Raw genomic sequence first — 24,679 nt, forward strand, 5'->3', positions numbered from 1 at the left:
AGCGCACCCTGACTGGTCAACTGCAAATTGTTTAAACCGAAATACAGACATATCCGGTCAAAATTAACGTAATAATTTCACGATATCACTATTGAAGCTACCGAAAGAAAAATTGGCTTTTTATTTTGGAAAAAAACGAATATTGGTTACCATTGCAAAAAGCGCTTTCCATACGCATTACCGAATCACGCACAATGTATAGACGATGAAGAATTTCCGATACGGCACTGACCAACTAACGATAGGCAAAGCCATGGCACTTACGCATGGAACGCTCCACGGCACATTATCCGCAAAAGACAGGCATAAAATCGATCGCTCCCAATCGTATGTGAGGGATATTGTAAACCACGATGAAGTGGTATACGGCGTTAACACGGGATTCGGTCCACTTTGTGATACCATCATCAGTCCCAAAGACACGGCCAACCTACAGCACAATCTGCTCAAAAGCCATGCGGTTGGTGTGGGCAATCCCATCCCCAAATCGATTGCCAAAACCATGATGATTATCAAAGCGCACGCGTTGGCCCAGGGGTATTCAGGTATACAACTACGTACCCTTGAACGCATCATCTGGATGGCCGAACAGGAAATTATTCCCGTAGTGCCCGAACAGGGATCGGTGGGTGCTTCCGGTGATCTCGCGCCGCTTTCCCATCTCTTCCTACCGCTTATTGGCTTCGGGCATGTACATTATAAAGGAGAGGTGCTGCCAGCGAAAGAAGTATTGCAAGCACGGGGCATGCCACCCCTTCAACTCGGGCCGAAAGAAGGGTTAGCGCTGATCAATGGCACGCAATTCATTGCAGCCCATGCGGTACACGGCCTATATCGTATGTACAACGCATTGGAGGCCGCCGATATTATAGGGGCCATGTCACTTGAGGGGCTGATGGGATCTTATAAGCCCTTTGATACACGTTTGCATCAAATACGTCCCTTTCCCGGAAATCAGCTAGTTGCCCATCGTTTGTGGCGGCTGCTACATAAATCGGAAATTGCCAATTCGCATCCCGACTGCGGCCGCGTCCAGGACCCTTATTCGCTGCGGTGTATACCACAGGTACATGGCGCGTCGCGTGCTGCATGGCTCCATCTCAAGGACCTCACCGAAATAGAAATCAATTCGGTGACCGACAACCCGATCATACTAGGTCCGCATGACACCATCAGCGGCGGGAATTTCCATGGCCAGCCACTGGCCATTGCCCTCGATTATGCAGCCATCGGCGCCGCCGAACTGGGAAATATCGCTGACCGCCGATGTTACCTGATCATCGAAGGCCGTTACGGGCTCCCTAAACTGCTCATCCGCGATGCCGGATTAAATTCGGGCTTCATGATACCGCAGTATACCGCAGCAGCGTTGGTCTCCGAAAACAAAAACCTCTGTTTCCCAGCCAGCGCCGATAGTATTCCAACCTCGCTCGGCCAAGAGGACCATGTTTCCATGGGTTCTATCAGCGGTCGTAAATTGAACAAAATCATCGATCACCTCGAATACATCCTGGCCATCGAGCTCCTGTATGCGGCGCAGGCCATCGACTTCCGCAGGCCACTCCACTCGTCTGAGATACTAGAAGCATGCCATACATTGGTCAGGAAGCACATACCATTTACTGAGCGCGATCGCATTTTTGCCGACGACATCAACGGTCTCCAACAACTCATCCATAGCGGGGCATTTGTAGCGGCCGCAAACCAGGCTGCAAAGGTACATGACAACCAATTTAATCAAACAGCTTATGACGCTTTCAACATTTCTTAACCGATACGCCAACCACCCCCACTACATTTCCCCCATCGGCGCAGAACTCCATGCAAAAAGCTGGCAAACGGAGGCTCCTCTCCGCATGTTGTTGAATAACCTGAATGCCGAAGTGGCTGAAAACCCGGAAGAATTGGTGGTATATGGCGGCATCGGACAAGCCGCCCGCAACCCCGAGGCCCTGCAACGGATCATTGAACTTTTACTCGCGCTGGATGAAGACCACTCGCTATTGGTTCAATCGGGTAAACCGGTAGGGATCGTCCGTACGCACCTACAGGCACCTCGCGTGCTGATAGCCAACAGTAACCTGGTACCCAAATGGGCCACGTGGGAACATTTCAACCAGCTGCGTGCCAATGGATTGATGATGTACGGACAAATGACAGCGGGTAGCTGGATATATATCGGGTCGCAAGGTATTTTACAAGGCACCTATGAAACGTTTGTGGAATGCGGCCGACAACACTTCGACGGCAATCTCCGGGGCCGGCTACTCGTTACCGCGGGACTCGGTGGAATGGGCGGCGCACAGCCCCTGGCAGCCACCATGGCCGGTGCGGTATTTCTAGGTGCCGATGTCGATGAGTCGCGCATACAAAAGCGTTTGGACACCAAATATATCGACCGAATGACCACATCATACACGGAAGCTATCCAATGGGTACGTGAGGCGATATGCGACAAAAAACCACTCTCTATCGGGTTAGTAAGCGATGCCGGCGATCTTCTTGAGCGACTGTTACGAGACCATATTATCCCCGACATCCTGACGGACCAAACATCCGCACATGATCCAATATCGGGATACATCCCCCATCAAATGACACTAGCCGAAGCGACAGCGCTTCGTCTTACGGATCCGGCAGCTTATAAGAAAAGGGCTATGAAAAGCATGGCACGGCACGTCGGATTCATGCTCGAAATGCAGCGCCGTGGAGCCGTAACATTCGACTACGGCAACAACCTCCGTGAATTTGCAAAGGAAGGTGGCGAACAACGTGCTTTTGACTTTCCGGGATTTACCCCGGCATTTATCCGTCCTCTATTCTGTGCAGGCAAAGGCCCTTTCCGATGGGTGGCATTGTCGGGCGACCCCCAAGATATTTATATAACCGATGAAGCGCTGATGGCGCATTTCCCCGAAAACAAAGCGCTCCACCATTGGCTCCGCCAAGCAAGGGAAAAAGTAGCTTTCCAAGGCCTTCCGGCACGCATATGCTGGCTGGGTATGGGCGAACGGGAGCAAGCAGGTTTATTATTCAATGAACTGGTCAAAACGGGTAGGGTAAAAGCACCGATCGTCATCGGCCGGGACCACCTTGACTGCGGCTCCGTGGCTTCCCCAAACCGCGAAACCGAAGCGATGAAGGATGGCTCTGATGCTGTTTCAGACTGGCCACTGCTTAATTTAATGAGCAACGTTGCCGGTGGGGCTACATGGGTTTCGTTCCACCACGGCGGCGGTGTTGGCATGGGTTACGCCCAGCACGCCGGCATGGTGGTCGTTGCCGATGGGACGGACCGTGCCGCGCAATGTCTGCGCAGGGTACTACACAACGACCCTGCCATGGGCATCTTCCGGCATCACGATGCGGGATATGAAAAAGCAACTGAATGTGGTCGGCAATTTGACATTCTTGTATAAAATGAAGCTGATCGGCCCGTTCTCCCAATTGATAACCCTGCGTGGAATGCCCCTAAAAGGTCCGCTTGCAGACGACCAACTAGAACTTCTCTACGGTGGTGGTATCGTTGTTGATATCGGCCGTATTGTTGCCGTAGGCCGTTTCGAAGACCTCCACAAGCAATACCCGGCTGCCGAGGTGGAGGAAGTCATAGGCCAGCAAACGCTCCTTCCCGGATTTGTCGATGCACACACGCATATTTGCTTCGCTGGAAACCGGGCCCCCGATTATGCCCTCCGGGTGGCGGGAAAAAGCTACTTGGAGATAGCAGAAGCTGGGGGCGGCATATGGGATTCCGTCATCCAAACACGGGCAGCATCGCAGGCGGCACTGGCCCAGCAGACCGCCGCACGGGCAAATAGTGCCTTGCGGGCCGGCGTAACCAGCATGGAGGTAAAAAGCGGCTACGGGTTGGATGTGGAAAACGAACTGAAAATGCTTCGTGCAATTGCCGATGCGCGTACGCTCACCCCCGCAGACCTTTTCGCCACGTGCCTTGCCGCGCATATCAAACCGCGCGATTTTAATGCCAACGACATGGCGTACCTCCATCATGTCCTGGCCGTGCTGTTGCCTATTGTGCGAAGCGAGGGACTGGCTAACCGTACCGATATTTTTATTGAACAAACCGCTTTTAGCCAGTCCGAAGGAAGGTATTACCTACAAAGGGCCGGGCAGATGGGATTCGAACTTACCGTCCATGCTGATCAGTTCACACCTGGCGGTTCCGTCACTGCCGTGGCATGCGGCGCTGTATCAGCAGACCACCTGGAGGCGAGCACCCCCCATGAGATCAAGTTATTGGCCGAGTCAAACACGGTAGCCGTAGCCTTACCCGGAGCATCATTGGGGCTGGGCATGGACTTTGTCCCGGCGCGTAAGCTGTTGGACGCTGGTGCTTGCTTGGCCATTGCGAGTGATTGGAATCCAGGGTCTGCCCCCATGGGCGACCTATTGGTACAAGGGTCGGTATTGAGTGCATATCAAAAACTAACGCTCGCCGAAACCTTGGCCGGACTTACGTTCAGGGCTGCCTATGCGCTGCGGCTCACCGATCGCGGCACATTGGAAAATGGCCGGATTGCCGACATGCAAGCCTATCAAACGGCAGATTATAGGGATATATTATACCATCAGGGCACACTGAAACCGATACAGGTATGGAAGTACGGAAAACCGATTCGATAGCCCCCCGGTTCTACCTCGAACCGACCAAGGAGCTATGGAAAGGCAGGGACGATGGGGACGACCCCGCTGTCCGGCGTTGGCACCAACACCTAAAATTGGTGAACCTTACGGCGCCAACAGCAAACTTGGGGAATGCATTCGCCATTGTGCTTTTGGGCTTCGCCTGTGATGAAGGGGTAAAACGAAACCATGGGCGGATTGGCGCGGCGGAGGGGCCCAGCGCTATCCGCGAGGCACTCAGTAATCTTCCGGTATATTATCCGCACGTAGACATCTATGACGCGGGGGATATCATCTGCGACGACGGTGACCTGGAAACAGCACAACAACAGCTCGCATTGGCCGTAACGAAAATTTTGGATCGCGGCGCATTTCCCATCCTATTGGGTGGCGGCCACGAGATAACCTATGGCCATTATTGCGGTATAGACATGTTTCTGAAAGGCAGAAATGAACAGCATATAGGTATAATCAACTTCGATGCCCATTTTGACAATCGAGGGGTCAGTACAAGCGGCCCCACCTCGGGAACCGGCTTTTGGCAAATTGCACGGCATTGCAAAAGCGCCAAAGCCGACTTCCGTTACCTCGCACTGGGTATCCAAAAAACGAGCAACACACCACAACTATTCGAAACCGCGCACCAAACGCGCACCCAATACATACTTGCAGAGCAGTTCGATGGGTGCGATCATGGGCAGCTCGACGGATTGGTGGAACGCTTTTGCCAATTAAATGAGCGATTATATGTGACCATTGACATGGATGTATTCGCCGCTCCTTATGCGCCCGGCGTTAGCGCTACTGCGTACAACGGCATTCGGCCAGACGCCGTGTTTTTCCATTGTTTAGAAAGGGTACTCGAAACCGGCAAAGTGATGTCGTTCGACATTGCGGAACTGAACCCGGCAATCGACATCGATAGCCGGACAGCGAAACTCGCAGCAACCATTATTTTCCACACCGTAGGATGTTTATCCGAGAAGTATGGCTAGGCTAGGCTTCAAATTTGTACCCCACGCCTTTCACGGTGGCAACATAATCCTCACCGATCTTTTCACGTAACTTGCGTATATGGACGTCGATGGTACGGTTTGTCACTACCACGGCGTCTTCCCAGATATTTTTGAGGATTGCCTCCCGCGTATAGACCTTCCCCGGTTTGGAGGCCAATAGGTAGAGCAATTCAAATTCCTTCTTGGCGAGGACAATTTTTTCACCATTTTTGAATACAAGGAAAGCCTCTCGGTCGATGACAAGATCCTTGACTTCCAGCTTCTCTTCGACAAGCTCTTCGTTTTGCATATTCCGGCGGAGGATTGCGTTGATACGACTTAATAGCGCACGGGGTTTGATGGGTTTCGCAATATAGTCATCCGCCCCGACATTAAAGCCAGCGATTTCAGAATATTCCTCACTGCGGGCAGTGAGAAACACCATGAATGTGCTTTTGAATTCCGGCATAGCACGCATGATGCGGCAGGCTTCTATTCCGTCCATTTTGGGCATCATCACATCCAGGATGATTAAATCTGGCATCACCTTCTTGGCTGTGGCTACGGCTTCCTGTCCATTTGCGGCCGTATATACCTGATAGCCCTCGCGTTTAAGGTTATAGGCTATCAACTCCACAATATCGGGCTCGTCGTCGACTACCAGTATCTTTTGCTTGATGGAACTCATGGTGTTATTTTTTTGCTAAAATATGTACATAAGGGTAATAAATGGTTAAATCAATATTAACAAATCATTAAACCACACCATTCATTAACGCAAAAAACGTATTATTCGAATATCTTTTCCAGAAAAGCCGCCAAGTCGGGCCCACGCAGGTTCTTGGCAATAATGATACCATCGGGATCTAACAGATAGGATGTCGGTATGGCTTGTATACGATATAAACCTACCACTTCACTGCCCCATTGCTGCAAATCAGAAACTTGCGTCCATTCCAAGCCATCCGCCTCGACAGCCCGCATCCATGCTCCCGGATTACCATCTAATGACACACCAAGTACCGTAAACCCTTCGTCTTTAAAGCGATGGTACTGCTCCACAATATTTGGATTTTCTTGGCGGCAGGGCACACACCATGATGCCCAGAAATCCACCAGCGTATATTTTCCCCTGAAATCGGAAAGGTTCACCGGTTGGTTGTTTGGCGTGAGCGATTCAAAGTCGGGCGCAGGTTGTCCGATAGCCAGTAGCTTTAAGCGGGCCATTTCTTCGAGGAATTGCCGCACGCGGGCATTGTCACTCCACCGACCGGCAATACGGTCTGCATAGTCAATCAACTCCGCTTCGGCCAGCTCCGTATCGAGCGTCGTCATGGCATAGAACCCGGCGAGGTCATCGTGCTCGTCGGCAAAACGCACCGCAGCCTCCGTGTAATCGGCCATCTGCTCACGGTACCGCTGCAGAAAGCGCTGTCTTAGCGTCATCAAGGCGGTGTCATCCAATCCGGCAGCCTGGTCGGCAAACGACGCTTCTAGTTCGGACTGTGCCCTTTCTTTTTCAGCGAACGTTATTGCAAACTGCTTTATCTTGTCCGATAGCGGCGACCCCATCACCTCATACGTATCCACTGGCTTCGCAAGGTCTGCATGAAATGTAACCCGGTCGCCGTTTTGGAGAATGAGGTGGTATCTATTTTGGCCCGCTTCCAGGGTAAGCAACCGCGGATGCGACGCCGGTCGCTGAAACTTGAACCTCCCCTGCTCATCGATAAAAACCGAGTCCAGCTTACGCTCGCCTTCATAGAGCGCCACGGTTTGTATGCTTTGGGCGTTGAGTACCTGCCCGTCGATAACAAACACCTCGTCACCGGCGCAAGAAGACAATAAAAGCACCACCCATCCAAAGACTACAATCAATCTCTTCATTACGTTCAATTTACATCATACCCGTCTGAATGTAGGTTTTGGCCTTGCTCAAAGCTCCATCCAAACCACTGATATCTTTGCCTCCCGCAGTAGCGTAGAAAGGCTGTCCACCGCCACCGCCACCGATTTCTTTAGCCAACTCGCGTACAATCGCTGCGGCGTTCCAATTGCGCTCCTTTACCAGCGTGTCGGAAATGACCACCGTTAGTCCCGGCTTTCCGGCAATATCGGTACCCAATACAAGAAAAAGGTTGTCGATGTCGCCTTTCAAGGCATACGACAATGTCTTCACTCCGTCCGCCGATGGCAGGTCCACCCGTGCAATGATTGCCTTTACACCGTTGACATCTTCCGCTTTGGATGCCAATTCGGCTTTTAACTGGAGTGCTTTAGCAACCAATGCCTGCTCCACTTCTTTCTTCAGCGCAGTGTTTTCCTCAAGCAACCGGTCGAGTGCCGAGACCACATCTTTGGGATTATTGAGCAATGCGCCCAATTCGCGGACAAGCCGGCTTTGTTCATCTACAAATTGTTCAGCGGCAGCACCGGTTATGGCCTCCACGCGTCGTACGCCGGCGGCAACAGCACTCTCCGAAATAATTTTGAAAAACCCGATCTGACCGGTTGCGCGCACGTGGGTACCACCACATAACTCCTTAGAAAATTTTTCGTCAAATGTAATTACCCGAACTTCATCTCCGTATTTTTCACCAAATAGCGCTGTTACTCCCGCATCAATAGCCTGCTGGAACGGCACACCGCGTTCTTCTTTCAACGCGATGTTTTCGCGGACCTTTTCATTGACTATCCGTTCGATTTGTATCAAATCCCCCTCTTCTACTTTTGTAAAATGCGAAAAGTCGAAGCGCAAATAGTTGGCATTGACCAAAGACCCTTTTTGATTTACATGCTCGCCAAGTACCTGTTTGAGTGCCGCGTGCAGCAAGTGGGTTGCCGAGTGATTGGCTTCTGTATCCCTTCGTTTTACTGCATCTACTTTGGCCGTAAATGTTCCTTCGAGGTTGTTCGGGAGTTCTTTCGTATAATGGACCCACAGTCCGTTTTCACGCTTCGTATCCGTTACGGCAACGGGCCGGCCGCCAATCCCTATCAATAGTCCCGTATCGCCTACCTGTCCACCGCCTTCGGCATAAAAAGGGGTGGTAGCCAGTACAATTTGGTACTGATCTTTGCCCTTCAAGGTAATTTTTCGGTATTTATGGATTTCCGTTTCACATTCCAGATGGTCATACCCCACAAAATCAACCGCATCACCGGCACGCAAAACCACCCAATCGTCGGCATCGATGGCCGTGGCTGCCCGCGACCGGTTTTTCTGTTCATTCAGGGCTCGATGGAACGCAGGCATATCTACCGTTGCCCCCTTTTCCCTCGCGAGTAGTTCCGTTAGATCGATTGGAAAGCCGAATGTATCATAGAGTTCGAAGGCAAAATCGCCGCTTATTGCCCGATGTTCCGCAACATAGTTCTCAAAACGTTGCACACCGGATACCAGGGTACGGAGGAATGACTGCTCTTCTTCCAACACAACTTTCTGCACGAAATCCTGCTGCGCTATCAATTCGTCAAATACGCCTTCGAATTGCTTGGCCAATAAAGGCACCAACTCATGTAAAAAAGGGTCTTTGAAATGGAGAAATGTATAAGCGTAACGCACGCCTCGCCTTAGGATGCGGCGGATTACATACCCCGCTTTGTTATTAGATGGCAATTGTCCATCGGCAATGGCAAAGGCTACGGCGCGGATATGGTCGGCCATCACACGCATCGCAATATCGGTTTTCTCGCCTTCCCCATAGTTGACCCCCGCCTTGGCTGCAATATATCCGATGATGGGCTGGAACACATCCGTGTCGTAATTGGAGCGTTTGCCCTGTATAACACGCACCAGCCGTTCGAAGCCCATACCCGTGTCTACATGTTTAGCCGGTAGTGGTTTGAGCGAGCCATCTCGTTGCCGGTTGAATTGCATGAATACGAGGTTCCATATCTCGATTACCTGCGGATGGTCTGCGTTGACCAAAGTCTTCCCGTCTACCGCGCGGCGTTCGCTATCCGGCCGGCAATCCACGTGGATTTCCGAGCAGGGGCCACAGGGCCCTGTATCGCCCATCTCCCAAAAGTTATCTTTCTTGCTGCCCATGAGGATACGGTCTTCCGAGACAAATGCTTTCCAGTATCCGTAGGCTTCGTCATCCTTTGTCAAGCCGTCTGCGCTGTCGCCCTCAAAGACCGTCACATACAGCCTGTCGCGATCCAGCTTATACACTTCGGTGAGTAATTCCCAACTCCATGCAATCGCCTCTTTTTTAAAGTAATCGCCGAAGCTCCAATTGCCAAGCATTTCAAACAGCGTATGGTGGTAGGTATCGATCCCCACCTCTTCCAGGTCGTTGTGCTTTCCCGATACCCGGAGGCAACGCTGCGTGTCGGCTACGCGGGGATAAGTTGCTTGTGCCTCCCCTAAAAAAATATCCTTGAACTGGTTCATGCCCGCATTGGTAAACATCAATGTGGGGTCATTTTTTATTACTACCGGGGCTGATGGTACAATTTGGTGGCCCTTACCAGTAAAGAAGGCCAAAAAAGCTTCGCGGATTTCCCTGCTCGTCATCTAAAAAATAGCGTTTGATATATTGCGCAAACTTAGTCAAAATTGGCTGTAATTACAATCTGGTGAGGTGATTCAGGAAGGCGATTATAAGAGAAATTATCTGTTTAACAACGGATAATGGTTAAAATCTGCCAGTAGCCAGATAACTATAAAAATCTGCCTTAAAACAGATAAAACTATACCGATTACTTAAAAATAACTACCTTTACCAAAATCATATTATACGAGACCCATGATAGGTGTCATAACCGGCGATATTATCAATTCTAGAAAAGCTGCCGACCCAAGCGAGTGGTTATCCAGCTTAAAGGCGGTATTGTCGGCCGAAGGACCTAGTCCGAAAGTATGGGAGGTCATGCGCGGTGACAGCTTCCAAGTAGAAATCGTAAACCCAGAGAACGCTCTTCTGAAGGCGTTGCATATCAAAGCGCTTATTAAACGAATAGCAGGGCTGGATGTGCGTATGGCTATCGGCATCGGCACAAAAACATATGATGCACCAAAAATCAGTGAAGCAAATGGGGACGCATTCGTGCATTCCGGGCGACTATTCGATCAATTGAAAAAAAACAAGTTAGCCATCCGTTCACCCTGGGAAGAGGTGGACAGAGCCATCAACATCTGTTTGGAACTAGCTTCGCTAACCATGGATCGCTGGACCCCTAACTCGGCCGAAATCATAGCGCTGGCCATCGAAAACCCCAGTAAAACCCAGCTAGAGTTGGGTAACCTCTTAAAAATCAGCCAAGGGCGCATCAGCGAGCGCCAACAACGTGCCGGATACGATGAAATCATGAAGATGGCGATTTACTTCAGGGAGTCTATATTGCAAAAGACAACGGGATGACGTTATTTCTCACACTACTCCTCGCGCATATCCTGGGCGATTTCTGCTTCCAACCGACCAGTTGGGTAGCGGACAAGAAGCGTTATAAGCATAAATCGACGCGACTTTATGCACACCTTCTCATCCACGCAACCCTCATCGCCCTCTTCCTCCGTTTCGACACTACCTATTGGCTAGGCTTCATCATCATTATCCTATCCCACTATCTCATCGATCTGGCTAAACTATATATGGAGCGAAATCGTTACATCTTGGTTTACTTCCTGATCGACCAGGCCTTACACCTCGCTACATTGGCATTAGTGGTATACCTATACGAACCTTTTAGCATCGCGTGGCAGCATATCATCACGCCGGGCCGTATACTTTTCCTCACCGTCTTGGCTCTTCTCATCTTCGTACCGGCAGTATTGATAAAAATAGTGATTGCTCAATGGAGGCCAGACACCATGGAGGAGCAGGAAAAGGCACTGTTTAAGGACGAAGCATCGCTCATCAAGGCTGGCCGTTTCATTGGTGTGTTGGAGCGCCTCTTTGTATTCTTGTTCGTCGTCACCGACCATTGGGAGGCCATCGGCTTTCTATTAGCCGCCAAATCCATCTTCCGCTTCGGCGACCTACGGCGCGGGAAAGACCGAAAGCTCACCGAATATGTATTAATCGGCACGCTCCTCAGTTTCGGGATTGCTATTCTCATAGGACTTATCTATTTACGTATCGCACCCCGAATCGAATAAAACTGGCGCGCTAATTGCACGAAAGCTCACAAAATCAAAATCATTGCATAAACAAATACAATTAATGAAAAAAGAGTTTACCAAAGTAGGATTACTAGCCGGCATAGGAATCCTTTCAGCCACCCAACTGATGGCACAAACACCCGTTATCAATGATGTAAAACCATTTGCCCCGGAATCCGAATACCGGACATGGTCTATCGGCGCCCACGTAGGCTTGATGAATCAATCCAACCTGATTGGCTTACGCCGTAAATTCGATAAAATGGAACAAAGCCTCGGGTATGGCCTGTACGTGAAGCGCCAAATCCTACCGGGTTTTGGTATCCAAGCTGAATACATAGGGGGCAAAGTGACGGGCGCATATGAAAACAACGATAACCGTTTCGAGACCAAGATGCCTTGGTCTATTGCTATTTCCGGTAATGTCACACTCGCCAACATCAACTGGCGGCACCACCAAGGCATTATCAAACCCTACGTAAACTTCGGTTTGGGGGCCCTTGGTTTTGAGCCGACAACCCAAATCAACGGAACGACGACAACACACGAACAAACCACCAAATTGTTCGTCCCTGGCGGCGCGGGATTGAAGTTTGCGGTGACACCCGATATTGCCATCGATCTCGGCTACCGCCTCAATCTTGTACAATCGGCGAATTTCGACGGTGTAAGCGCCGGTGGTTCGAAAGACATATTCTCTTACACCCATTTGGGTGTTGAGTTTGCCTTGGGCGATAAGAGCAAACCCTTTTTGGGCAACAGCAATCCCGTATCGGCCATGCAGAAAGATTACCAAGCCCAATATGACGAAATCGTTGCACAAAAAGCAGCGTTGGAAGCCCAGCAGGCGGAAAACGCCAGATTACAGGAACAGGTAGAGCGTCTCTACGCCGACCTCGCCGATGACGATGGCGATGGTGTTGCCAACCGCTACGACAAATGCCCAGATACACCTGAAAACACCAAAGTCGATGGTGCTGGTTGCCCCCTCCCCGAGCCAAAAGCCCCAGTTGTGCAGAAAGTTGTTGTGAGCGACGAAGACAGGCGAGTGGTTGACGAGGCCATCCAGAACCTCGAATTCGATTTGGGAAAAGCCACCATCCGTGCCGCGTCACATGCTAGCCTCAACAAGGTAGCGGCCCTTCTTATTGAGAAGAACTTCAGCTTGAAATTGGCAGGCCATACCGACAACACAGGATCGATGCAAACCAACATGCGGCTTTCCAAGGAGCGGGCTGAAGCCGTAAAAGCGTATTTGGTAAGCAAAGGGGCAAACCCATCGCGCATTGAAGCCACCGGATACGGGCCAAACCAACCTATTGCGAGCAACAATACCGCTGCTGGTCGGCAGGAAAACCGCCGGGTTGAGTTTACGCTGTATTAGAAAAGCATATACCATAACGAACAAAGGCTGTCTGGACAATCCACACAGCCTTTTATTTTTCCCCTTTGAATTTCAATAGATTAACCGTACCTTTGCACCGCCTTAGGCAATAGTGCCTATTGTATATAAAATATTCATGAACCCATTTATTGAATTGGGGATCCGTCATGATATTGTTAATGCCATCTCAGAGTTAGGGTTTGAAGCCCCTACTCCTATCCAGGAACAAGCCGTTCCCGTATTACTTGGAGGCAGCAACGATTTTGTCGGATTAGCTCAAACCGGTACCGGCAAAACCGCAGCATTTGGTCTGCCTTTATTAGAATTGTTGGATTTCTCACAAAAACACCCACAGGCACTCGTTCTTTGCCCTACGCGTGAGCTTTGTTTACAGATTTCCAAAGACATTGAGAAGTACGCGAAAAATCTTCCAGATGTACATGTTGTCGCCGTCTATGGTGGCGCGAGCATCGGCGATCAATTGCGTCAGATCCGTCGCGGTGTGCAAATCGTCGTTGCCACACCGGGTCGTATGCTCGATATCATTGGCCGAAAAGCCATTGATTTTTCTAATGTACGTTACGTCGTATTGGATGAAGCCGACGAAATGCTCAACATGGGCTTTCAGGAAGACATCAACAATATTCTGTCGACGACTCCCGAAGACAAAAAAACGTGGCTCTTTTCAGCCACCATGCCTGCTGAGGTTCGCCGGATCGCAAAAAAATACATGACCGATCCGTTCGAGCTGACTATGGGCACCAAAAACACGGGAAATGCAAACATCGAGCACCATTACTACGTTATCCGTGCGCGCGACAAGTATGCGGCCTTCAAACGTATCGTCGATTCCAATCCCGAGATTTTCGGTATTGTATTTTGCCGCACCAAAATCGAGACACAGGAAATTGCCGAATCATTGATCAAAGACGGTTACAATGCAGATGCATTGCACGGTGACCTTTCGCAGCAACAGCGCGACAAGGTGATGAAACGCTATCGCGACCGCAGTTTGCAGCTGTTGATCGCTACCGATGTCGCCGCGCGCGGCATCGACGTAAACGATGTCACCCACGTGATCAACTATTCCTTGCCCGACGAACTCGAAAACTACACCCACCGGAGTGGCCGTACGGCACGGGCCGGAAAAACGGGTATCTCCATTTCGTTGATCAACCTAAAAGAAGTGGGTAAGATCCGGCGTATTGAAAAGGTAATTGGCAAACCATTCATCAAGATGGAGGTGCCGAAAGCTGATGCCGTGGTCGAGAAACAACTCTTCGCATTCATCGATAAGGTAAACGAAGTTGATGTGAACAACAACCACATCGATCCTTACCTGCCCAAAATCATGGAAAGCTTAGGTGAGTTGAGCAAAGAAGACATCATCGCGCGATTCGCGTCATTGGAGTTCAACCGCTTTTTGGAATATTACCAGAATGCACCCGACCTGAATGTAGACGCTAGCGAGGTACGTGGAGGATTCGACCGTGGCGGTAGAGCGGACCGTTCCGATCGGGGTGGATATAAATCAGACTATACCCGGTTGTTCATCAACCTCGGCTCCGTCGATGAATTCACCCGCGGCGACATCTTGGGCTACATTTGCAACAATACACAGATCAGCGGGAAAGCTGTTGGCAAAATCGACCTCAAGGGCGTATACACTTTCTTTGAAGTGGAGAACACCTCGGTCGAAAAGGTCTTTAGCGGATTCCAAAACGTTGATTTCAACGGACGTTCAGTACGTGTGGAAAATGCCGGCGAAGGACATCGTGAGGGTCGCGGAGAAAAACGCGGTCGTTCATTCCGGAACGGTGGAGGAGAAGGCGGGAATCGTCGCCGGCGCGAGCAAGGCGGTGGTGGGTTCCGTAGCAACTTCTCCGGTAAGCGCCGGGAAAAAAGCCGTTGGTAACACACCATATCCTAAAAACCAAAAGTCCTTTAGCACCATCGCGCTAAAGGACTTTTTTTGTTGGCGGCATTCACTAGCCTATCAATCAATATCGGTTATGGGTTCATAGTGCGGAACCAATGATTTCATGATGAGCCACCCAATCAGATAGGCTATCGCACAGATGGAAAAAATGATGAAATACCCCGACTCGATTCCCTCGAAACCCATGAACTTCAAATTGGTGTCGACCGAATAATCGAATAACATGCCTGAGCCTTTACTGATAAGAGATGCTCCCACCCCTCCGGCCATCCCGCCTATCCCGGTAATGGTAGCCACGCTTGAGCGCGGGAACATATCGCCAATCGTAGAAAAGATATTAGCCGACCAAGCTTGGTGCGCCGCCCCGGCAATGCCGATAATAATCACTGGAATCCATACGGAAATATGGCCCAATGGCTGCGCGAGCAATGTCAGCAAGGGGAAAAAAGCAAAGATAAGCATCGCTTTCATACGTCCGGCATAAGGATTCATGCCTTGTTTATCGACAAAATAGGTAGGTAACCACCCCCCTATGATCGAAAGCAACGTAAGTGCGTACAGCGAAAAGATATGCCAGGCACTCTCCGTAGAATCCAAGCTATACACCGAACTGAGATAGGCCGGAGTCCAGAAAAGAAAGAACCACCATACGCCGTCGGTCATAAATTTACCTGCAGCGAAAGCCCAAGTCTGCCGGTACTTGAATGCTTGTGCAAAAGACATCTTTTTACGCGGAGCCGTCACCTCTGCGGTTGAAAGCAGCTCCTTATCGAGAAGGTCATCTTGCTGGATATAGGCCAATTCGGCGGTGTTTACCCGCGGGTGCTCGTGTGGTTTATTGTACATGAATATCCAGAAGCCCATCCACACGAACCCTAAGGCGCCGATAATAACAAATGAAGCCTCCCATCCATAAGCCGCTGCGATAAACGGTATGGTTAGCGGTGCCGCTAGTGCGCCGACCGTTGCACCCGCGTTGAAGATACTCGTGGCAAACCCGCGGTCTTTTTTCGGGAAAAACTCCGCAGTCGCTTTAATCGCCGCCGGGAAGTTCCCCGATTCCCCGATGGCCAGGATGATTCGCGCAAACACAAACAGGGTTACACTGACCGAAATCACCGCGCCCGCATCGCCAACGGTACCTATGAGCTCTTTCGCCTTTTCGAACCCGACGAACCAATTCCCCGTGAGGATGCCCGATGTAGCGATCCCACAAAACGCGTGGAGGCACGCCCCTACCGACCAAATACCAATGGCCCACAGGAACCCGCGTTTGGTATCCATCCAATCGACCAACCGCCCTGCAAAAAGCATCGAACCGGCATAAACGATTGAAAATACAGCGGTAATATTACCATAGTCGTTATTTCTCCAATGAAATTCCGGCACGATAAAATCCTTCCACGTGAGGGATAACACCTGCCGATCCAAGTAATTTATCGTAGTCGCGAAAAATAAAAGCGCACAGATATTCCATCGATAGTTACTTAACGGTTGAGAAGTCATAATACAAGCATCAAAAATGATTAGATTTATTACGCGTAAACGTTTACGCCTCTCCAAATATAGAAAGACTTGTTGAATCGACTACCTTTCCCACTCGAAATTCTGCGAAATCGTTTTCGTGCAATTCGCGGCAGCCTATTACTCCCAGCCGAAATACCGATTGGCATTGTTATAACAGATGTCCTGTATTACCTGCCCTATCCACTTCTGGTCATTGGGCAATTCGCCGTTTTCGACCTCCGTTCCAAACAGGTCACACAGCAAGCGCCGAAAATATTCGTGCCTGGGAAATGACAAGAAGCTCCGCGAATCGGTAAGCATGCCCACAAATCGGCTCAACAATCCCATGTTAGACAGGGCATTGATCTGCTTGGTCATGCCATCCTTTTGGTCGAGGAACCACCATGCCGATCCAAATTGGACTTTGCCGGGTATGGAACCGTCATTGAAATTACCGATCATGGTGGCCATCAACTCATTATCTGCCGGATTGAGATTATAGACAATGGTTTTGGCCAATTGGTCGTTTTGGTCGAGCCGGTCCAGGAATGCAGACAGGGCACGCCCCTGACTGAAATCACCGATTGAATCCCAGCCCGTGTCGGGCCCCAATTTTCGCATCATACGCGCGTTGTTATTCCGCAGGGCGCCCAAGTGATACTGCTGTACCCAACCCTTGTCGGCATCCCATTGCGCAAATAGATACAACATAGCCGACTTGAATTGACGATGTTCCCTGGGTGATATGGGGTCGTTGTCAATGGCCGCCTTAAAGATACGATCGATGTCATCGTCTGTATAGTCGTCGGCATAGATTTCTTCCAGTCCATGGTCGGATACCGTACAGCCCATCGTGGCGAAAAAGTCATGGCGGTCATTTAGCGCACGGATAAAATCAGTAAAATGGGAAATCGGTCTATTGGTGGCCCCTGCGAGCCGCGAAACATACCCATTGAATTTCACCGTATCACTCAAGTCCATCGCCGCGTCGGGTCGGAACGCAGGGTATACCGGCAGGCCGAAGCCCTTTTCTGCCATCGCCCGGTGATTATCCAGCGTATCCAGCGGGTCATCCGTTGTGCAGATTACCTTAACGTTCATCCGCTCCAACAAACCACGCACGCGATACTCGGGCGATTTCAATTTCTCTCTCGTCTCGTCGAAAATGTGGTCGGCCGTATCCGGCCCCAACAACTTGGAAATACCGAAATAGCGTCTCAGCTCCAAGTGTGTCCAATGATACAGCGGGTTCCGCAAGGTATAGGGTACTGTTTCTGCCCACTTCCTGAACTTCTCGCGATCGGGTTTATCGCCTGTGATATAACTTTCATCCACCCCATTCGTGCGCATCGCACGCCACTTATAGTGATCGCCGTTAAGCCACACTTGGGTGATATTATCAAACCGTTTGTTTTCAGCGATCTGTTGGGGCGGGAGGTGGCAATGGTAGTCGATAATGGGCATATTTGCGGCGTAATCGTGATATAACGCCTGTGCTGTCTTTGTATTCAACAGAAATTGCCTGTCCAGAAAATCCTTCATTTGTTTATCAATGGTAAACCTAAAACCATAAACCCAAACCCTACCTCAAAAATCAAACCCGACAATTGTCGATTCGATAACCGCTATGGCCGGCCGTTGCTGGAGCTGTTCCACATAACCTCTCACTGCCGGCAGAAAACCATCCAGCGGCTGCAGATCTTCTGCCCATGCTGCCAATAGCCTTACGGGTTCACTTCTTCCCATGGCCAGCAAATACCCCGCAAAGCCCAATGCCATCCCGTTCGCGCCAACAATATCTCCCGTTTTGAAGTGCCTTTCGAGTGTCATCAAATTCCGCATCCGCATCTTTGAGGTATAGTTGGTGCTGATGCTTTCCCATTTATGTTCGAGGTAGGGATTGCCAAACCGATCGACTACCTGGTCCGCGAATGTTTTTGCTTCCGTTTTATCAATCCCTATTCCGACCAAAGTGGGTATGATTTCACTTTGCATCAACTGCCTCACATAATTCGAAAAGACCTGATTTGCCATGGCCGCCTTTACAGTACCGAACCCTGCCAATAGGGCCAGCCCGCACGCAAACGTATGGCTACCATTGAGCAAGCGTAGTTTCAACTCCTTAAATTTATCGATATCAGGCGCAATGACGATTCCGCCCCCTACCTGCGCGAAGGAAAGCCTCTCCAACACGCGTGGATGCGAAGACGCTATGGCCCACAGGCAGAATGGTTCGGCCATAATGGCTAGGTCGTCCCTGTAACCCAGCTGATTCTCCGCTTCTTTTTTCTCAGCCGCCCCTAAGGCCCCGGGTACGATCCGGTCGACCAATGTGTTGCAAAAATGGTTACAACTTTTCACCCAATCCATAAAATCGGGCGGCAAGCGATGGTGTTCCGCCAGCTCGATAACGATTTCACGTAACGTATCACCATTTCGGTCGATGAGTTCGGTTGGCAGGATCACAAGCCCCCTATCTTCTGCCCCACCGAATGTCTGGAACCGCTCGTACAAAACTGCGGTCAGCTTACCGGGGAACGACACCGGTGGCCACGCAAACAAATCATCCTGTTTGTCGAGCACGATTCCCACCTCCGTGGTGTTAGAGATAATGATGGCCAATGCCGGCTTCCGGGCCGTAGCTAGCACAGCATCCCATTCGTTGGCGGCAGCGAGCACCCGGCTGATGGCCGATACCTGCAACACATCCCGTACCTCGTGCCCGCGTACGATCCCCTTTACGTGGATGGTATACAGATTATCCTGCCGTGCGAATTGATTCATGTCGCCCCACCCTGTCGACTTCACCATCACGATACTTCCCCCAAACACCCCCGCTCGATTTGCCTTTTCGATAAAATAATCCGGCAATCCACGGAGCAGCACACCCGTACCGAACTGCAGCACTTTTTCCGGGTAAAGTGCTCCGTCAACAATTTCCCTATTCAATAATTCCATCCGAATCGAAATCGCTAATCCTCGCTAAACGCTGTAAACTGATTGTTGATAGCGGCGGTATCCAATTTACCCCCCGCATGGATAAGCACCTTGTATCTGAATCGGGTAGATGCATTTTTATCCAATGAAAAATTCAGCTCCTCCCTCCCATCGCTAAGTGCTTTTTGACCCAACGGGTTAGCTGCAAACAATCCGTATCCGCGGGCATGCCAATAAGTTGGATATCCCGGGTTGCCCGGATGGTCAAGTATGACCAGCGAAATTTCTTCCCCTTTAATGGCCCCGTTGAGGGTTACCCATTTGGCCCGGGTTCCCCACACCTTGTCACCTTCGACACCTTCACTGCTGATGTAATGTCCGGTTACGCCATCGTTGTTGGCTTGCGCCACCTCGGTAACGATTCCATTCGCATCGGTAAACCTAGCCGGTTCATCAGATGGGTGTTCGAGCTCGCGTGCCAGCCGGATACCTAGTACGCCCTCTTTGTTGTCGCGGAGTGAGACATCGGTCAGTGCCGTTAATTGGATATCGAGCGTAATGGAGGTATTGCCTTCCTCATCCACCTCAAACACATACCGGGTATCTTCTCTTAAAAGGCTATCGCCCTGCGGGCCCTGCCAATATTTCGTTACGTCGAGCACGCCGGTATTTCCATCGGTTTCCATCGAGTTCACCGCGGCATGGTGGATACTACCGTAATCCATACGTTTCTCCGCCGGGATGGCGGTTGAGTTGTTCCAAAAGTCCAATCCATTCACATCGCCATAATTAAACCACAAACCGAGGTGATGGGGATGGTCTGTACGTTCGTTGGCGCGGGGTTGCACCGGCCAGCCCCTTGTAACGAAATGCCCTCCTTTGGTACGGAGTGGGTATAATACCGGTTTCTTCAAACTATCGGCATAACAATACGAGGTATAAGGTTGTCCATCCAACCGTACCTCAATACGATTGTTTTCCGTTTGTTCCGCAAACGAAAACCGGTCGATCTGTTCCGCTTGTCCCTGTCCCTTCGGCGATTGCCCACAGCCAACAACGGCAGCAGATAACGCCAGGACGCCAAGTATGATTTTTGCTTGGTTCATTTACAAATCGTTGTTTAAGAAACTACCACTTCCTGTTTTTCGTCGTCGAATGTCACTCGTTTGCCGGTTTCGTACGCGGTGTGCCCCATGATATTGGCTACGGAGTGGTTGTATCCGGCCACAACATCGGCATTCGGCTTTTTGCGGCTTCGCACGCATTCCATCCAATTGAGCATATGCAACGACGTCATCGGATCGCCACCGGTATTCGCAGATGTTTCGATTTTCGCGGCATCAGACAGCGTAAACGGCTCCAATAGGTTTTCCTTCATTCCCATTTGATCGGCCATGCGCTGCGTCAATCCACCTTCGGACGTTACTTCGTTGGTATCAAGGTTCAGGGATCCGCCATTGGAAAAATACAATTCTTTCACCCCGCCCGCGGAGTTGGTAAAGCGCGACGAATATTGCACTTGGAAACCTTTGGTGGGATCATTCGCCGGACCGTAGTCCATTACCGCGGTAAGTGTATCCGGATTGGCGCGGCCGTCATTCCACAGGTATATACCCCCGTTTGCCACTACGCTACGCGGGTGGGGCAGACCGGTAAACCAGTGGACGGTATCGATTTGGTGCGCCATCCACTGGCCGAAGATCCCGGACGAATAAGGCCAGAACAATCGGTACTCGAGGTAATAACGCGGGTTCCACGCCACTTTCGGACGGTTCATCAAAAAGCGGTTCCAATCGGTATCCTGTTCGCGGATTTCCTTGGTGAGCTGGGGCAAACGCCAGCGGCCGGGTTGGTTCACGTTCCAGGTCATTTCAACCATTTTAATATCGCCGAATTTGCCCGATCGGATATATTCGTTGGCCGCAATGTAGTTGGGGGCGCTCCTGCGTTGTGAGCCTACCTGCAATATCTTACCGGTTTCCTCCACCGCTTTGCGTACCACTTTGGCATCTTCCATCGTTTCGGCTAGCGGCTTCTCTACATACACATCCTTGCCGTGCCGAACAGCGTCCGCTGCAATCAATGCGTGCTGGAAATCCGCTGTGCTGATAATCACCGCGTCTACATCGTTTCGCGGAAAGAGCTCATCGTTATTCCGGTATTTCGCAATTTCGACACCCGACTTTTCCTTCACGTAGGCATAAGCCTCGTCGCGACGCCGGTTCCACAGGTCCGAGACGGCAACGAATTCAAAATTTTGGGACTTCGCGTGATTCATGAAGCAGGGAAAGAGCGAACTTCGGAACCGGTTGGAGAAACCAACGATACCCACCCTTACCCGGTCGTTGGCCCCTATAATCTTGTTGTAACTCTTCGCGCTGAACCCCATGGCGGATAGTCCGACGACACCGGCTCCCAATGAAGCCTTTTTGATAAACTCTCGACGTGAACTTGTTGGTTTCATCTTTTTTGATTTTATAATGGTAATTAACTTTGCAACTTGGACAGTAAGCCACGCGGGGCTATGCACACACAATATTAAGGTGTTTCGGGGGAAAATAATAGATTACCGGGAAATAAATCTACGCAATCGATACCGGTAACCATTCAAACACGTTTGATCATCGGTGCTACACTGTACCAACACAACCTCGTTTTTTGTCGAAACAAGACGATGTCTTGTCGATACAATGTTGTCTCCGGGTATTACCATGTTGTATCCCGTGGCCATATCGCATGATAACAAATCTTTCCTATATTAGTGGCAAAATTACGATGCGCATCGACCCATATATCAACGACGGTCAAGACCCCATAGCAGTGGAAAAACTGCTGCTGAAGCTACAGGATATGCTGGCCCCAGCGGGCGAGGAGATTACGTACATCGCCGTGCAGAAAAAGCCGGCGGTCACCTTGTTTCCGAATAGCCTTGCACTTACAAACAAGCGGATATTTATCTGTAAATCGACCAAATGGGGATTGGCGACCGATTTTGATATCGTTCCTTGGAAGGATATCGAAGACCTATCCTTCAAGGAGGGCATTTTGGGGAGCCAAGTGACCTTTACGAAACACGATGGGGAAACCCTTACTATGGCCTACATCCCCAAAGAGCAGGTACGCAAGTTGTACCGGGCAGGCATGGAAGCACTGCAAGCGCCATCTGCTGCAGATGGAGCCAATGGCATGGATACGCTGCCGGGCCAACTGGACGTAGCCGATCCCGGCGACGAGCTCACGATAAAACTCAAAAAATTGAAAACACTGTTTGAGCGCGAACTGATTACCGAGGCAGAATACGAAAACAAGAAACGCGAACTGTTATCCCAACTGTAGCCGTGAAAAAAAACTATCTATTGGCCTTAACAAGTGCGCTCTTGCTGTGGTTGGCATGGCCGCCATTTTCCTATACATCGCCCTTGCTTTGGGTGGCCTTTGTACCGCTCCTGTTGGCACTCGAAACCGTTTTACGCGGTGATTATCTCCGGAAAGGCCGTAAGGTGTTTTTGCTGGGCGGACTTACCGGCCTGGTGTGGAACACAGCCTCCATCTACTGGGTTTTCAATGCCATGGATGCCGTGATGCCCGTTTATGCCGCGGCGTTCGTTTCTTTGATTCCCTTCGGGCTTGCTGCCTTATTGATGGCATTGGCCTTCCGGTTGTATTACCAATTGCGTAAACGGTATGCCATTGGATGGTCGCTGGTTGGGCTGGCCTCCTTCTGGATCGCCTACGAGTACCTGCACCAAAGTTGGGACTTGGCCTTCCCGTGGATGACTTTGGGCAACGGATTTGCAGGCACACACCAATTGGTGCAGTGGTATGAATATACCGGGGTATACGGCGGCACGATATGGATATGGGCAAGTAACATCCTGCTTTTCCTCATTATCCTGTCGGCCAAGGATGGCTTTCGGCCTGCACACCGATATAAACTGGTGGGTGGGCTTATTCTCCTTGTTGGCGTACCTTCGGCATGGTCGCTATACCGCTATTCCAGCTACGAGGAGCACCAAAACCCATCTGATGTAGTGGTGGTACAGCCGAATGTCGACCCCTATGGCAAATTCAGCTTTATTACGCCTGAACAGCAAATCGACAACTTAATGCGTTTATCGGATTCGATAGCGCAGCCGAACACGGAGTTTTTCATCTGGCCCGAAACGGCCATCGCCCGGCAAGGCGGGTTTGATGAGGAGCGTTTTTACGAGCACCCCGCCTTCCTCCGTATCCAGCAATTCTTACAACAATACAAAAATGGGAACGTACTTTCCGGCATAGAGGGTTATCGGGTCTATGGCGAGCGTCGGACACCAACGGCACGGGCGTACGACGGTGTTTACTACGATGCTTTCAACTCGGCCGTGCTGATTGAAAATTCGGCAAAACTCCAATTCTACCACAAGTCCAAGTTGGTGGCCGGTGCAGAGCAATTCCCATTCGCTGGAGCGCTGGGATTCATGAAACCGCTTTTTGCGGGCTTCGGCGGCACCACAGGTGGCTACGGTAGCCAGGACAAGCCTTCGGTTTTCTATTCGCAGAGCGGTATCGGTGCAGCTCCCGTTATCTGTTATGAATCGATCTGGGGTAATTACGTGGCCGAATACGTCCGGGAAGGCGCGCAATTCATCGCCATCGTTACAAACGATGGCTGGTGGGGCGATACCGCCGGGAAAGATCAGCACCTGGCCTACGCCAAATTACGGGCCATCGAAACACGGCGTTGGGTCGCGCGATCGGCCAATACGGGCATCTCCGCATTCATCAATCAGCGGGGCGACGTCGTGCAACGCACGGCTTGGTGGGTGCCTACCGCCCTCAAACAAGACATCAACCTCAACGAGGAAATCACATTATATGTATCGACCGGCGACTATCTCGCCTACATGGGGCTCGCCGGCAGTGCCGTATTCGGCTTCCTTGTTGTACTTGGTTTAGCAAAGCGGAAAAAAATGGTTAGATTTAGGCAATAATAGAATAACGACTAAAACATGTTCACCGGCATCATTGAAACCCTCGGCAGCGTAACGTATTTACGGGAAGAAGCGGGCAATCTCCACATCACGGTCGCCTCAACCCTATCGGACGAGTTGAAAATCGACCAGAGCATCTCGCATAATGGGGTTTGTCTTACGGTGGTCGCCTTGGCGCCGGGTGAGCAT

The 24,679-nt window shown here is 50.7% G+C and carries 18 protein-coding genes and 1 pseudogene; 11 read left to right on the forward strand and 8 right to left on the reverse strand.

Annotation, left to right across the window (positions count from 1 at the left end; all coding sequences use genetic code 11):
• The first annotated feature begins 205 nt into the window (after positions 1-205).
• Genes hutH through hutG form a run of 4 tightly spaced genes read left to right on the forward strand, consistent with a single transcriptional unit; the run spans position 206 to position 5,642 of the window.
• Positions 206-1,771: a histidine ammonia-lyase gene (gene hutH / locus ACO1NT_RS15660; protein WP_449049679.1), complete on the forward strand. Its 1,566-nt coding sequence runs from the start codon at positions 206-208 to the stop codon at positions 1,769-1,771.
• Positions 1,749-3,419: a urocanate hydratase gene (gene hutU / locus ACO1NT_RS15665; RefSeq protein WP_449049680.1), complete on the forward strand. Its 1,671-nt coding sequence runs from the start codon at positions 1,749-1,751 to the stop codon at positions 3,417-3,419. The genes hutH and hutU overlap by 23 nt, the downstream gene beginning before the upstream one ends.
• The gene (hutI, locus tag ACO1NT_RS15670) at positions 3,373-4,647 is read left to right on the forward strand and encodes an imidazolonepropionase (protein WP_449049681.1); all 1,275 of its coding nucleotides are present in this window, start codon (positions 3,373-3,375) and stop codon (positions 4,645-4,647) included. The genes hutU and hutI overlap by 47 nt, the downstream gene beginning before the upstream one ends.
• Positions 4,620-5,642, forward strand: a complete 1,023-nt coding sequence (gene hutG / locus ACO1NT_RS15675; RefSeq protein ID WP_449049682.1) for a formimidoylglutamase — start codon at positions 4,620-4,622, stop codon at positions 5,640-5,642. Before hutI ends, hutG begins: the two co-directional genes overlap by 28 nt.
• A gap of 1 nt (position 5,643) precedes the next feature.
• Here the strand turns inward: hutG and ACO1NT_RS15680 are convergent, their stop codons facing one another.
• The 3 genes from ACO1NT_RS15680 to alaS form a co-directional block, all read right to left on the reverse strand.
• On the reverse strand, positions 5,644-6,330 hold the full coding sequence (locus ACO1NT_RS15680) for a response regulator transcription factor (protein ID WP_449049683.1): 687 nt from the start codon (positions 6,328-6,330) through the stop codon (positions 5,644-5,646).
• Positions 6,331-6,431: 101 nt separating this feature from the next.
• Complete coding sequence (locus tag ACO1NT_RS15685) at positions 6,432-7,529, reverse strand: redoxin domain-containing protein (RefSeq protein ID WP_449049684.1); 1,098 nt, start codon at positions 7,527-7,529, stop codon at positions 6,432-6,434.
• A gap of 10 nt (positions 7,530-7,539) precedes the next feature.
• Positions 7,540-10,164, reverse strand: a complete 2,625-nt coding sequence (gene alaS, locus ACO1NT_RS15690) for an alanine--tRNA ligase (RefSeq protein WP_449049685.1) — start codon at positions 10,162-10,164, stop codon at positions 7,540-7,542.
• Between the two features lie 232 nt (positions 10,165-10,396).
• Here alaS and ACO1NT_RS15695 point away from each other — a divergent pair, with 232 nt between their 5' ends.
• The 4 genes from ACO1NT_RS15695 to ACO1NT_RS15710 all read left to right on the forward strand — a co-directional run bounded on the left by ACO1NT_RS15695 (position 10,397) and on the right by ACO1NT_RS15710 (position 15,050).
• Positions 10,397-11,011, forward strand: coding sequence for a hypothetical protein (locus ACO1NT_RS15695; RefSeq protein WP_449049686.1), 615 nt, complete (start codon positions 10,397-10,399; stop codon positions 11,009-11,011).
• On the forward strand, positions 11,008-11,748 hold the full coding sequence (locus tag ACO1NT_RS15700) for a DUF3307 domain-containing protein (protein ID WP_449049687.1): 741 nt from the start codon (positions 11,008-11,010) through the stop codon (positions 11,746-11,748). Before ACO1NT_RS15695 ends, ACO1NT_RS15700 begins: the two co-directional genes overlap by 4 nt.
• A gap of 64 nt (positions 11,749-11,812) precedes the next feature.
• Positions 11,813-13,135: an OmpA family protein gene (locus ACO1NT_RS15705; RefSeq protein WP_449049688.1), complete on the forward strand. Its 1,323-nt coding sequence runs from the start codon at positions 11,813-11,815 to the stop codon at positions 13,133-13,135.
• A gap of 136 nt (positions 13,136-13,271) precedes the next feature.
• Entirely contained in the window at positions 13,272-15,050 is a 1,779-nt protein-coding gene (locus ACO1NT_RS15710; RefSeq protein WP_449049689.1) for a DEAD/DEAH box helicase, read from the forward strand.
• Positions 15,051-15,131: 81 nt separating this feature from the next.
• Here the strand turns inward: ACO1NT_RS15710 and ACO1NT_RS15715 are convergent, their stop codons facing one another.
• The 5 genes from ACO1NT_RS15715 to ACO1NT_RS15735 form a co-directional block, all read right to left on the reverse strand.
• Positions 15,132-16,580, reverse strand: coding sequence for an MFS transporter (locus ACO1NT_RS15715; RefSeq protein ID WP_449049690.1), 1,449 nt, complete (start codon positions 16,578-16,580; stop codon positions 15,132-15,134).
• A gap of 138 nt (positions 16,581-16,718) precedes the next feature.
• Positions 16,719-18,122, reverse strand: a complete 1,404-nt coding sequence (uxaC, locus tag ACO1NT_RS15720) for a glucuronate isomerase (RefSeq protein ID WP_449049691.1) — start codon at positions 18,120-18,122, stop codon at positions 16,719-16,721.
• 45 nt (positions 18,123-18,167) lie between these two features.
• Entirely contained in the window at positions 18,168-19,538 is a 1,371-nt protein-coding gene (locus ACO1NT_RS15725; RefSeq protein WP_449049692.1) for a tagaturonate reductase, read from the reverse strand.
• A gap of 14 nt (positions 19,539-19,552) precedes the next feature.
• Positions 19,553-20,623, reverse strand: coding sequence for a DUF6807 domain-containing protein (locus ACO1NT_RS15730; RefSeq protein ID WP_449049693.1), 1,071 nt, complete (start codon positions 20,621-20,623; stop codon positions 19,553-19,555).
• A gap of 14 nt (positions 20,624-20,637) precedes the next feature.
• Positions 20,638-21,981 (reverse strand): Gfo/Idh/MocA family protein, encoded by a 1,344-nt coding sequence (locus tag ACO1NT_RS15735; protein WP_449049694.1) that lies wholly within the window; start codon positions 21,979-21,981, stop codon positions 20,638-20,640.
• 311 nt (positions 21,982-22,292) lie between these two features.
• Between ACO1NT_RS15735 and ACO1NT_RS15740 the strand changes: the two genes are divergently transcribed.
• From ACO1NT_RS15740 to ACO1NT_RS15750, 3 genes and pseudogenes are all read left to right on the forward strand, one after another.
• Complete coding sequence (locus ACO1NT_RS15740) at positions 22,293-22,853, forward strand: PH domain-containing protein (protein WP_449049695.1); 561 nt, start codon at positions 22,293-22,295, stop codon at positions 22,851-22,853.
• A gap of 2 nt (positions 22,854-22,855) precedes the next feature.
• On the forward strand, positions 22,856-24,490 hold the full coding sequence (gene lnt / locus ACO1NT_RS15745) for an apolipoprotein N-acyltransferase (protein ID WP_449049696.1): 1,635 nt from the start codon (positions 22,856-22,858) through the stop codon (positions 24,488-24,490).
• A gap of 18 nt (positions 24,491-24,508) precedes the next feature.
• Positions 24,509-24,679 (forward strand): annotated as a pseudogene (locus ACO1NT_RS15750) (riboflavin synthase); the annotation flags it as partial.

Source organism: Parapedobacter sp. (assembly GCF_053550995.1).